Below are 12860 nucleotides of genomic sequence, written 5' to 3' on the forward strand. Positions count from 1 at the left end.
TTTATATTTTTTTATACTGTCTTAAGCAAAGACCATTTGTACCCAATAGAACAATAAAAGTAGCGTCACGATTGTTACTGGCGGAATTACAACCAACGATACGCTCAAATAATCTTTCCATTTCACCTTAATCTTATTTTGTCTTAATATGTGCATCCAAATGAGGGAGGCAAGTGTCCCGATAGGCAAGAGCAAGGATCCCATGTCACTGCCAATGATATTCGCTAGATAAATCGTCTTCAATGTGATTGGATCTAGTCCCATTTCTGTTAAAGTGATTGTTCCAACCATCAAAGCTGGATGATTGTTGAAGAAATTGGATAGAACAGAAACCAAACCGCCCATGATAAAGCTTGCATAGAATAAGCCTTGATTTACAATCGGTTCACATAAGCTTACCAACATCGCTGTTAGTCCTGCATTATGGAGACCATAAATGATTACATACATAGAAAAGGCGAAAATTAGGATATGCCAAGGTGTCTTTTTCAATATATCCACGGGATTCGTGCGCAAGTGATACCATCTCCACACAAGTAGAGCGACTGAGCCGAGTACCGCAACAATCTCGATTGGAATTGCAAAATACGATGCGACAAAGAGTAGACAGCGCATCATAAAAACAAACAATAATACTTTTAACATAAACTTTGTGCGTTGCCGTTTCGTATCAACCGTAAGATGTCCTTTTAACGGATGAAAGTTTTTCGTGAAAAATATGTGTTCAATATCATATGCTGAATTTGGCAATTGTTTCGGCAGTTTCCGTTTTACTACTACGTACATCAACCACGACATAAACAACAAACCTAGTGTTGCCGGTACAAACATCATGGCGGTGTGCATGTAAAGAGTCATGTGAACAATATTCAAGGCAATCAAATTGACAATATTGCTTACACCGATTGGAGCACTAGAAGCCGTGGCAATAAGGGCTCCGGTTAAAAGGTAGGGAATTTGTTGGTGTGGTTTTAACTGAAGATTTTTGAGGAGCAAAATTAAAATAGGGGTAGTAATCAGGATACTCCCGTCGTTATTAAATAACAGTGTCATCATAAAACATAATAATTGAATGTACCAGTACAGACGGTAACCTGAACCTTTTGCTAAATTTGCAAGCCGTGCAGCCGCCCAGTGGAAAAACCCGAAGCTTTCTAGTATGACTGCCATGACAATCGTTGCCATAATGGTGATGGAGGCGCCGCCAATTTTATTGATAATGTCTACAACGTCGGCATAGGATACAGCCCCTGTTAATAAAATAATCCCTGCGCCAATTGCTGCCGGCCACGCTTCATTGATGCCCTTCGGTCTCCAAAATATCACTACCGTTACTAGAAGAAACACTAAAACTGGAATCATGATGTCAATATTCATTTATTGTAGTTTCCTTTCTTTTTAGAATCTCAAGCAACTTGTTAATCGCTTGTCCAACATCTAATTCTATTTATATGAAATTTTTCCCAGCAGGAACTAGACACTAGACCTGATAGGCTCAAAATGTACGTTTATCTTCTATACTTTATTTGTGGATGAAATGGGCATTTGCCGGTCATATTTCAACTATGAACAAAAATAAAAGGTCCTACTGATAAAAGTAAGACCTCTTGACACACTAAGGTAAATGGGCAGACTTGATATGTGAAAGTTTTAAATATATTGTTTCACCACTTGCAATTACGAATTCAATTATAGCATCACTAACCTTCTTTACTAATCCTATCTTCATTGGATCTTCTCCCATGTCGAAAACGATAAGCTCCCCTTCCCACTTCTTTAAGTGTTCTTCAAATGAACGAAGTAATGGGATGCTTGAAGGGATGACGGGAAGCTTTTCATTACTTAAGGTATACGGGGGCGTTTTTAGATTGTACGGAATGATCCATTTCAAATGATGCAATGAAATCAACATCATTTTGTAAACAGGAGAATAAAAAGCAAAATAGTCGCTGCGAACAGTAATGATATATCCATGTAATGATTTATTACCTGTAACATAAATTTCGGTAAAAAGCCCTTTTGCATTTGTTAAAATCGTACGAAAGGAAATGGATTGTGTATCTTTGGCTAAAAATGCTTCACTTGGATCACTGAAATTATCGTTTATAATCGGACTCAGATTAATCCTATGCACATGCAATAGAGGGATATATATATACCTTTGGCTGTCAAACAACACAAGAATGTCTTTTCCGCTCTCAATAAGTGTTCCCTGAAAAAAAGCGTTTCCCGATATCACTACATCAACATGCTTTCCACATAATGCTGCAATACTCAAAAAAAAAACCTCCCACCATGAAAACAAGATAGTAATACATTATATACACGGGCTTTACACTTTAGAAGGCAAGTTGCTCTAAAAAAGTTCACATGATACTTCATAATAAATTACGATAATTTGTCTAATCTCTAATCATATATAATGCAACTTATATCAAGAAGAAGCTAGACACTAGACCTGATAGGCGCTCAATATGTACGCTTGTCCCGTATACTTTTTGTTTGGATAAAATAGGTATTTGTCAATCATATTTAAAGAACAAAAATAGATAACTTGTCCAATCCCTTTCTATCTATTTGCATAACATGTTCTATAACAAATGATAGGAGGGGAAATACTATGAAATTCTTAAAAAAGTTTTGTATTATCGGGATTGGATCCAATCTAGTTGTAGTCGTTGCTTTGTTGTTCCTTCCTGTTTTTCTTATTACAGATCATATTGAGATCTTTAGAAAGTTAATATCCTACATTCCAAAAGAATAATTCTACTTATTTAAGGCTGCCTATCAAAGGGCAACCTTTTTATACTTACATAAGTAAGATGTTAGAAACTAACGTTGTATACCCTATCCCCCCCCAGTTAGCATAAGTCCCATTATTAGAAGTGGCCAAAGGCAATGAAGTTTTAAAATTACTACCTTTATTCTGCTTCTTCGCTCAATTGAACACACAGACTTTTATACACCAACATTTATATATACTCAATACTTCTGAAAATATATAAAAACGTGAACTTGTATTCACCTTGTACACTTGATAAATATTAGGAATCTGAATAACCAACAATTGTACTTTTCGATAGAAAAAAGTTGATTTAACTATAATTCTCGAAAAATTGAAAAGAAGCAGACTGATACTACGTCAAGAAAGTAGACACAGATTTTCTAACACGTTTTAACTTCTTGACCCTAATAAAATAATTCAAAAGAAAGTCTTTTAAACTATTTTATTTAGGGTGAAAATTAGGCTGCGACTGAATACATTTTCTCAAATTCATTCGGCGTAAAATATCCAAGAGTTGAATGAATTCGCTTTGAATTATAGAAAAGCTCAATGTATTCAAAAATGGATTCTTTGGCTTCCTGCCTAGTTTTGTACTTTGTTTGATAGACCAATTCTCGCTTTATGATTCCATGAAATGATTCAATACAAGCGTTATCGTAACAGTTTCCTTTACGACTCATACTGCCAATCATTTTATATTCTTTTAGTAATTTTTGATACTCATTGGAAGCATATTGCACACCACGATCCGAATGATGCAGAAGTCCTTTTCCTGGTTTTTGACGCTTATATGCCATTTTTAATGCATTCATTACTAACTCTTTTGTCATCGTTTTATCCATTGACCATCCTACAATTTTACGTGAATACAGATCCATTACGCTCGCTAAATATAACCAGCCTTCATTCGTAGGAATATACGTATTTCCAACGATAAACTGCTTTTGAGGCATAATGGTAGAGCCATTATTACTTGCATGTACTTTAATAAAGTATAAGCCTTCGCTATCAAAGCTTTTACTTAAGCTATATGTGCCGTTGCCTTCGTTGCGTGCTTCCTCCATGCTATAGTTTACAGAGCCATCTTGCTTCTTTATTTCAAAATGGACAAAATCGGCTTTTTGCAACTTCTTTCCATCCTGGTTCAGAACGGCTTTAATCGTCTCATTCTGATTAGGCGAGAACGATTCTGGTAAAATGATGCTTAATTCAAGTGGACTTTCTTGTTTATATAAATGAGCTGCCTCTTCCACGTCAGCTGAGCAAGCTGCTAGCAAAAGATTGAAAATAATAGTGAGAGAAAAATATACATATTTTTTCATAGAAAAAGCATCCTTTACATTTGAATTAAGCATTAAAAAATTTCTTTAATGGAGATACTCTTTGAATAATTAACCAGTCCAACAGCAATACAGCAATTAGTGATAATCCAACTAAAGGAAAAATAATTCCTAAGCCAATCATTAGAATAAGAAAAGGTTTCATTTTCTGAATACCAGGGGCTTTTGGAGCTGCTAATTCTCTTTTTGGTTTGCGTTTCCACCATAAATAGAATCCACTAAGAGCCACTAGAATAATTCCTAAACATATGATAAGGCCAACAATTTGGTTGATTACGCCAAATTGAGTTCCAGTATGCAAAGTAATTCCCCAAGCAACCATTTTCCCGATTAGTCCGTAGTTATCATAACGATAATCAGCTAGAACAGCACCTGTATATTGGTCAATATGCATTGTGACCTCATCCTGCCCTTTTGGCGGAAAGGCAGATAAGGTATAAACCCCTTCTTTATCTTGCGGAATATAAATTGAATAACTCGGATGGATTCCTTCACTCTTAGCAACTGATATTACATCATCTATTTTTTAGAATTTATTGAAGGGGGAGAATGTATGCCACGTAAACTCTCATTTAAATGCAGTATTAATTCTTTCCACTAAAATGAGAACATGGTCCCAAATAGCATTCTTAACATTTTCTCTACTTCTACGCCATTGTGCTTCATTTTCTCATAAGCTAATTCAATATCAATGATGCGAAAAAGATCGCTTCTCTTAATTCAGAGAAACGATCTTTTTCCTACAAAATATTTAAACTTACATACCATTCTAAAAAAATATAAACTTTTTTATCTTGTATGTGTAATACCTCAATGAATTGCAACATGATTTCATGTTACGCTTTTTTATATACTTTCCTTTCAACAGAAACAGTTGCTTCTACTTCAGAAGCTTGTTTTGCCTTTTTTATAAAGAATGAGAGTAGTAATCCGATAATACCAATTCCTACAATAACAAAATACGCGTCATTAATCCCTTGTATAGTAGCTTCTTTAATAAGTTGCACCTGTGTTAAGCCTTTTGTGGCTGCAGTGGGAATCAGTTCATCTAAATGTGACTTAGTACGCTCTGACATAACTGTAACAAGGAGTGAAGTTCCAACAGCTCCGGCTACTTGACGAATTGTATTCACAATTGCTGTACCATGTGCATTTAACCTTTGTGGTAATTGGTTTAGACCAGCTGTTTGGATTGGCATCATCATTAAGGCCATTCCAATACGGCGTCCAGTTGACATGAGAACTAAGTACACATAACTAGTCGAGTCTGTTAAATCAGTAAATCCAATTGTTGTGATAATCGTAATAATCATACCAAGAATCGCTAACCATTTAGCTCCAAATCGATCGAAAAGCTTTCCTGTAATTGGCATAAGGAATCCCATCACTAACGCTCCTGGTAGAAGAAGGAGACCGGACTCAATAGCTGTGTATCCAAGAATGTTTTGAAGGTATAACGGAAGCAGCATCATATCTGCATACATTACCATTGTAATAGCGATATTAATAAAAGTAGTTAAAGTATACATATTGTACTTAAATGCTCTTAAGTCTAGTAGCGGATTACTCGACTTTAATTCTTTCCATGTAAAGAGTATAAGAGCCACTACTCCAATTGCAATCGTACTGATTACCTCTGAATCTGACCACCCAAGACTTCCAGCCCTGCTGAATCCATAAAGCAATGTCCCAAATCCAATGGTAGATAGTATAACTCCAAGGACATTCAGCTTTGTCTTAACTCGATCTGATACATTTCTTAAGTAAACAAATCCTAATACAATGACAAGGACTGTAAATGGAATCATTCCGTAAAACATTGTTTCCCATTTATAATTTTCAAGAATATAGCCTGCGATTGTCGGTCCAATTGCCGGAGCGAAAATAATAGCAAGCCCGACCATTCCCATGGCTGATCCCCTTTTATTTGGAGGAAATAGTGTAAGAATAACATTTGTAAGCAATGGCATGATGATACCGGCACCAGCAGCTTGAATCATACGTCCTGTTAATAAGACTGGAAATCCGGTTGCGATTGCTGAAACAATTGTACCTGCGAGAAATGTAAACATTGATGCTTGAAAAAGCTCTCGAGTAGTAAAGCGTTGCATTAAATACGCTGTAATTGGAATTAATACCCCGTTTACTAGCATGTAGCCTGTCGTTAACCACTGCGCTGTTGCAGCTGTGATATTGAATTCAGTCATTAACTCAGGAATAGCTACACTCATGAGTGTTTGGTTTAGTGTAGCAAGGAAGGCACCTAAAATCATAATAAACATAATAGGTCCTTTTTTTATCGAATTTATAACTATATTCGAATGAGTATTCAATTCTCCCCGACCCTTTCTCTTTTTAAATATAGACTTTTTTTACAATGTGTTTAATAATTAACATTGTATAAATTACATTATAAAGAGATAGTTTATTCTGACAACAGACAATTTCTCAAGAACTGTAAATTAGTTATCACCATTATTAATTTAGTTAATAAATTCACAAATAATATACAGAATACAACTAATTGTAAATTTATATTTTATTGAGAAGGGATAGGTTTGAAGTGACTGAAACTGGTAAAACTCGAGTTGATCTCAGAATCATTCGAACACGACAATTAATCAAAAATGCTTTAATTGACTTGCTACAAGAGATGGATATTAGTAAAATAACAGTCAATCGAATTGCAGAACGAGCTACAATTAACCGTGTTACATTTTATCTGCATTATAAAGATATTCAAGACATGCTGGAAAAAATGGCAGAGGAAATGGCCGAGGATATTAAGCATATAATAAGGAAGCCTATAACCACTGGAAAATTCGATAAAGATGTTAAATGGATAATGTTAGAACATCTCCTAGAGTATATTGCTGAAAATGCTAAATTTTATAAAGTAGTTCTCGGTACTAGAAGAACTCCTATATTTACAGAACGTTTGTTAAATGTCCTAACAGAACTAGTAAGAGAAAGAACAGAGATTCTTTCCTCTATTAACCCAAATACTCTCCAAAGAGACATTGTGATTTGGTATGGATCTTCTGCACTTATCGGAACCATATCATTTTGGTTGCGAAATGATATGCCTTATACACCGCAATATCTTGCAAAACAGTTGTCTATGATTTTTCAAGCAAGTAAAAAATAGTAAGATTCGACTGTTAAAACGCTTAGACTCCTTGACCATTCAACCTAAATCTCACATATTTTTAAATACAATCTAAAACATGTATAGTCCTTAACTTCAATATTGTACAGCACAAATAAATAATTGGATATTAATCCACAGCGTCAGAACTATGCAGGCATATACTTCTAACAATTCTTCACAAAATGAAAATACAAATAAAATATCACATTCATGTAACAAAAAATACCCCTTCTATGTAGAAACAGTCTACGCAGAAAGGGTATTTTATTTATATCTTTTGTTCTGTCATCAAGTCGTCACCTTTGTAGTACGCACTATAATATCCTAGGTTTATAATAAGAAGAAAATAGCCGCCTAAGATTCCTGTCGCAAAAGCCCACATTACCATATGATGTTCTATCTCATACAAAAGCACACAACCTAAGACGGTTGCAGCAAAACGGTTCGCCGCCCCGAGTGAAGGCAAACGTTTATTCAAAATAATATGTTCTCCCATCTTTTCAATACGACGAGCTAAAATCCATCCACAATACAGGCTGACTAACAGTCCCACACCTAATCCCAAAAAGTGTTCGGCGAACGGTGTACACAACCAGGCGATTACCACTAATCCAAAAATATAATACATTTGTAGTTTAAATGCTTTAATTGCCTTTTGTATCATCTTTTCCTCCTTGTACCCCATCCATCCCCAAGAAGTTTACCTTATACGTCTCTATACAATAAGCTTTTTTACTATAACTACTACCATTATAATATTAATAAAAAAAGAAGATACTCAAATGTGAAATCGTTCACAAATATTTCAAATTCAAACGTTTTTACTACGTTCATATAATTTATTTAACAAAATAATAATAATATTTTTTCGTATCAAGAGGACATATGGTATGGAAAAACTAAACCAATATCAACGAGATAGAATAAAAGAATATGTATTAATTTACCCTAATTTAAAAATTATGGAACAATCTATCCTTGAAGAAAATAGTATGTATAGAATGCCTTATATACAATGGCGAGGATGTATTACGTTTTCACGTTTTTCTAGAATTTTAACTATCTATGAGTGATAGGTTTTCCTAAGACAACATCCTTACTACGGCTGCAAGGATGTTTTTTGTATGTAAAGGTGCTATTCAATAAATAAGATCCTGCCCGCAAAACGCAGATTTATAACGTTAACTAATGGTTGGTTCTGATGTACAAAAGATAAACATCACATCAAAGCAAGGAGTGTATTTTACATGTCAAACAAGAAAAATTATTCATTTTCTTTTACTTCAAATGTCTCAAACAATAATAACGAAGCGAATGAAACGAAGGTAGATAAAGAGTTACAAAAGGAAGTATCGGAAAGCCTCAAAGCGGCAATGGAAGAATTGAAAAAGAATTTAAAAAACCAAAAAAATGAATTAAAATCTGCAATTCGCGAAAATGTGTTACATCAAAAAGATATTATTCAAAAAACAGTGAAAGAAGCCAATGAAAAAGTACAGGGAACCATAGGTGAATTAGAAGAGAATGTTGTGAAAAAGGAAGAAAACGGTGATGGAAATAATTAAAGGGAAAAGAGGCTGTTCAAACAGTCTCTTTTTTATAGGTATCATTACAAAAATATGGCACACAGAAACAAATGATACGAAATGTAATTTCAGATTATTAAACTACTTTTCTGCATGAAGTAAGTAGTTCAGATAACGTAGAGAAAATATCAATTCACAGTTAATTTTCAAAATCAACAGACAGTGTAAACAGCACATCAAAACGCTTGAAGCTTCTCCTGTTTAACAGTTGTTATTGATTTCAATTTTTATTTTTCATCTTTTATAATTTCCATCCAACCTGTATAGCCACAAACGGGACAAATCACCATTCGTTCATAAGAATTTTTTTAAAAAACCAAAGCGAAACTTGATTTTGATAATTTAAAGAACGAACGAAAATGCGGGCATTCAAAATGGGTATTTTTTGTTTGAACATCAACCTATTTGTAAACCAACATAAAGACTAAAGCCATTATAATGAGTGTTTGAATTAATCCTAGTATCGAACTCATGTGTTCTCATCTCTTTACAACATATGGTTATAGCGAAATACAAATTCTTTATCGAACAGGATTTGGTTATGCTATTAATCCATTTAAGAAAACCTTTTAGGTGCACATTAGCCAAAACAATCTTGCTGGTTTTACAAAAGAGAGAGCATAACCTCATTAGTGCAAATACCTTTTAGAACATCGTCAAATAAAAAAGAGGCTGTCTAATACCGACTATTGGACAGCCCTAGTATACATGTAGATTTCATTACTTTATTTATTTTCTGAATTTTACATCTATTTTCCACGAAGTTTATCTTGGTCGCAATGATTTCTTCAAGCGAACAAGGGCAAGCTTTTTTAGTTTGACTCGATTTCTTCGTGAAGTGTTTGCAGGTAAGCCTCTTTGTCGTCCCGATAAAACAGATTATAGGTATCAAATGGAATCATTTTGTCATCGGTCGTCACAAAGTGAACACATGATTTTTTGACACTTCGTACATCTAAATCATAATTATCTTGGAACTTCATAATGAGTACGCGAAACACATTGTCATAGCCCATTCCGTTTGGTAAAACCACTTTTGGCAAACAACAGAGTAAATCTTTTAATCCTTGGAAGCCGCTTTGCGGGGAATGATTCAAACTAAATAATTTAAATACTTTCTTTTTTAACTCTTCGTCACTTTCAAATACGATTGTATTTCGCTCACCTTCTAATAACACACTTTTATCGATAATACTGGTGAGCGGCGTAATCTTGCCTCCCATTTTGAGGGCATACCCCATCGCCAAACTGTCTGGATGACATGGGACTGGAATGATGTCATCACCTGTAAAGAATTCACTTTGGTTGATGATTTCTTGACGCACTTCACTGAGGGTGAGGCGCTGTGTTGCTGGGTCATAGTTTTCGGTACGGCCTGCATGTTGAACCGGTTGGAAGGTCACACCTCGCACACATTTTTGTTCCGTCCCCCATTTAATGATTTTCCCGATTTCGTGATCGTTTAACCCTTTTTTAACAACTGCTACAAGTGTCGTGCTGATGTTGTATTTATTTAAATTGTCAATGGCTTTTTGGCGCACAGCGCGTAAATCACGGCCACGCAGCTCAATAAGTGTCTCTTCCTCAAAGCTATCAAATTGTAAATAAATCTCAAATCCTGGTTTGTAACTCGCTAGTTTTTTCACAAATGCTTCGTCTGTGGCAATCCGAAGGCCGTTTGTGTTCACCATAAGATGTTTAATCGGTCGTTTTTTTGCTTCATCTAAAATCTCAAAAAATTGCGGGTGAATGGTTGGTTCACCACCTGATATTTGCACAACATCCGCTTCTTTTTCATTTTTGATAATCGTATCAAACATCTTTTTGATGGTGTCTAAATCTTTCCACGTTGTTCGTTTTGGTGAACTCTCCGCGTAACAAATTGGACACTGCAAATTACACACATCCGTGATTTCAACGATACTTAGACAACTATGTTGTTCGTGATCTGGACAAAGTCCGCAATCGTAAGGGCAACCATATTTAATCGGTGTATTCCAGCGATGCGGCATTTCACTTGGTTTCACAAATTGACGGCACAGCTCATAGTATGCTACATCCGTTGAAATCAGTACTTTTTCCATCCCGTGCTGTTTACAACGTTTTACCATGTAGACACAGTCGTTTTCGATGATGATTTTCGCTTCTACTTTTCGTAAACATTTACTGCAAACAGATAATGTAAAATCAGTGTAAGTGTACGGACGATTGGGCATAGTTCATTCTCCTTTTTTGAACGATAAAGTACACAACATAATAAAGAACACCAAGGACACACGTCCATTGAATACTACTCATCCCAACATACGGTTTGATGGAGGGTTTTAACCATTCAATTCCGAATCGGTACAGAAAATAAGCCGTACTAAATAAAGCAAATTGAAACCCTTCATACGGTTTTCTTCGTGCGCTCCATCGAATCACCATGACCAAACTAAGTAAAAAGACGATATCATAAAGTGACGTCGGATGTCGTTTGACCCCATCTCCAACATCAATTCCAAAGATAGAAGAAGTGGGGATTCCATAGGTATCGTCCGACAAACCAGTTAAAAAACAACCGATCCGCCCGATACACATGGCAATTGCTAGTGGGAGCACCATGTCATCGCCAGTAGAGTGTTGGTGACCAGCTAGTTTTTTCCCTATTTCAACACCAATAATCCCGCCGAACAAGCCGCCAACAATCGTTTTCCCTTGAAGCAATCCCAAGAAGCCATGGTTGTGAACGTTATGAACCAGTGCGGGAATGTCTTGAAGCGAAGCAACGACTGTACTTCCAATCAACGCACCCAAAACGGCGCCAATCAACACATACACTGCATGTTCTTCGCTGATCGTTTCTTTTCGTCTGAGCTTAACATACATTCGAAAACCAATAAAAAAAGCCAGTGTTTCGAATATACGATGCGGGTGTAAAGACTCCCCGAAAAACGGAATGAGTACAGGGGTATGAATAGTACCACATCCTTTTTAAAATTTTCAGAATCTTTATTCCTATGATACTATTTTTTTAAGCAATCTACTATTATATTTATAACAAATTCTATTAGAAAGGAGTGAAAGTATGAAGATTCTACGCCAACGAAAACCACTAGCTGAATTTCTTCTTGGATTAGTAATCGGCGCGGTATCCGCTTGTAGTACATATATCCTGTTCATTTTTTCTGTCTTCCTACCGCTTGCACTTGCATTTACGGCGATCTTAGTAATGGCAAAAGGGCGAAAGTATTTAGGTCTCGGTCTGTTGTTATCCATCCCTATTCAGATTTATATCATGGTTGTTATTTGTGGATCAGTGTGGGGAGGGTGAAGCGAAAAAAAGGACACGAGTGTCCATAACCATCAACTTTAGTAACATGGCCCTACTGCAGGCAGCGGGGCCGTTTTTTCACAGGTTTTGAATACCATTTTGAGTTTTGGGGTATATACACATATAACTTCGGTCTGTGCTAATATCAAATAAAGCAGACACAACTTCAAAGGATAATCTAGATACTGTTGATTCATTACAATCAGTCGCAACCCTGACTGCAGCTGCTATTTGTAATGTGGATTCGTTTGAATTGGCTAGACGAAATTTATTCCCACTTTTGATTGGTTTGATTGTAACTGTGATTATAGTTATTTTTACTATCCCATTCCCTACCCCTTTACCGAACTAATCCTTATTTATTTACCTAATTACCGAAAAATTATAAAAAAGAAAGAGAATCTAGATACCCTTTCTTTTTACCCCTCCATCATGTTTTATTCAAATTCCCATGTAACTGCCTATGTTCTATATGTGTACATATTTGAAAATTAAATATATTAAACAAAATAAAGAAGGATTAGTATCCAACCTTCTTTTCTTATCTTTCTTTTATAAAGGCTCTGTTAAACTAAAATGTTGATTTTTGCGTACTAAAAAAGACTGTTTTTCACCAAACAGTCTTTTTAATGCTTATTAAACTAATGCATCAGTTAATTGAATAACTCCTAACCAATATTAGTCG

The 12860-nt window shown here is 35.4% G+C and carries 11 protein-coding genes and 3 pseudogenes; 5 read left to right on the forward strand and 9 right to left on the reverse strand.

What is annotated here, in order from left to right:
• Positions 1-21 precede the first annotated feature (21 nt).
• Both J7Q84_RS13905 and J7Q84_RS13910 read right to left on the reverse strand, forming a co-directional pair.
• On the reverse strand, positions 22-1377 hold the full coding sequence (locus tag J7Q84_RS13905) for an arsenic transporter (protein ID WP_209095171.1): 1356 nt from the start codon (positions 1375-1377) through the stop codon (positions 22-24).
• 238 nt (positions 1378-1615) lie between these two features.
• Entirely contained in the window at positions 1616-2278 is a 663-nt protein-coding gene (locus J7Q84_RS13910) for a DUF2642 domain-containing protein (RefSeq protein ID WP_209095172.1), read from the reverse strand.
• A gap of 342 nt (positions 2279-2620) precedes the next feature.
• Here J7Q84_RS13910 and J7Q84_RS13915 point away from each other — a divergent pair, with 342 nt between their 5' ends.
• Positions 2621-2764: a hypothetical protein gene (locus tag J7Q84_RS13915; RefSeq protein WP_209095173.1), complete on the forward strand. Its 144-nt coding sequence runs from the start codon at positions 2621-2623 to the stop codon at positions 2762-2764.
• A gap of 479 nt (positions 2765-3243) precedes the next feature.
• On the opposite strand, the pseudogene J7Q84_RS18415 reads toward J7Q84_RS13915, so the two are convergent.
• From J7Q84_RS18415 to J7Q84_RS13930, 4 genes and pseudogenes are all read right to left on the reverse strand, one after another.
• Positions 3244-3711, reverse strand: a pseudogene (locus J7Q84_RS18415) (IS3 family transposase); the annotation flags it as partial.
• Between the two features lie 63 nt (positions 3712-3774).
• A pseudogene (locus J7Q84_RS18420) lies at positions 3775-4140 on the reverse strand (FixH family protein); the annotation flags it as partial.
• Positions 4133-4648 (reverse strand): annotated as a pseudogene (locus J7Q84_RS13925) (PepSY-associated TM helix domain-containing protein); the annotation flags it as partial. The pseudogenes J7Q84_RS18420 and J7Q84_RS13925, both read right to left, overlap by 8 nt.
• Positions 4649-4961: 313 nt before the next feature.
• A complete protein-coding gene (locus J7Q84_RS13930) occupies positions 4962-6407 on the reverse strand; it encodes a DHA2 family efflux MFS transporter permease subunit (RefSeq protein ID WP_209095175.1) in 1446 nt (481 codons plus the stop codon).
• A 281-nt stretch (positions 6408-6688) separates the two neighbouring features.
• Here J7Q84_RS13930 and J7Q84_RS13935 point away from each other — a divergent pair, with 281 nt between their 5' ends.
• A complete protein-coding gene (locus tag J7Q84_RS13935; protein ID WP_209095176.1) occupies positions 6689-7273 on the forward strand; it encodes a TetR/AcrR family transcriptional regulator in 585 nt (194 codons plus the stop codon).
• Positions 7274-7544: 271 nt separating this feature from the next.
• Here J7Q84_RS13935 and J7Q84_RS13940 read toward each other — a convergent pair whose 3' ends face one another.
• Positions 7545-7940, reverse strand: a complete 396-nt coding sequence (locus J7Q84_RS13940) for an ATP synthase subunit I (protein ID WP_209095177.1) — start codon at positions 7938-7940, stop codon at positions 7545-7547.
• A gap of 226 nt (positions 7941-8166) precedes the next feature.
• Here J7Q84_RS13940 and J7Q84_RS13945 point away from each other — a divergent pair, with 226 nt between their 5' ends.
• Positions 8167-8349: a hypothetical protein gene (locus J7Q84_RS13945; protein WP_209095178.1), complete on the forward strand. Its 183-nt coding sequence runs from the start codon at positions 8167-8169 to the stop codon at positions 8347-8349.
• A 174-nt stretch (positions 8350-8523) separates the two neighbouring features.
• A complete protein-coding gene (locus J7Q84_RS13950) occupies positions 8524-8841 on the forward strand; it encodes a hypothetical protein (protein ID WP_209095179.1) in 318 nt (105 codons plus the stop codon).
• Between the two features lie 833 nt (positions 8842-9674).
• On the opposite strand, the gene J7Q84_RS13955 is transcribed toward J7Q84_RS13950, so the two are convergent.
• Both J7Q84_RS13955 and J7Q84_RS13960 read right to left on the reverse strand, forming a co-directional pair.
• Positions 9675-11078, reverse strand: coding sequence for a radical SAM protein (locus tag J7Q84_RS13955; RefSeq protein WP_209095180.1), 1404 nt, complete (start codon positions 11076-11078; stop codon positions 9675-9677).
• Positions 11050-11820, reverse strand: coding sequence for a prolipoprotein diacylglyceryl transferase (locus tag J7Q84_RS13960; protein WP_209095191.1), 771 nt, complete (start codon positions 11818-11820; stop codon positions 11050-11052). Before J7Q84_RS13960 ends, J7Q84_RS13955 begins: the two co-directional genes overlap by 29 nt.
• Before the next feature lie 109 nt (positions 11821-11929).
• On the opposite strand from J7Q84_RS13960, the gene J7Q84_RS13965 reads away from it, so the two are divergent.
• Positions 11930-12175 carry a hypothetical protein gene (locus tag J7Q84_RS13965; RefSeq protein WP_209095181.1) on the forward strand — a complete coding sequence of 82 codons (246 nt, stop codon included), beginning with the start codon at positions 11930-11932 and terminating at the stop codon, positions 12173-12175.
• Positions 12176-12860: the final 685 nt, after the last annotated feature.

The organism is Bacillus sp. 165 (assembly GCF_017742235.1).
Taxonomy (GTDB): domain Bacteria; phylum Bacillota; class Bacilli; order Bacillales; family Bacillaceae_G; genus JAGHKQ01.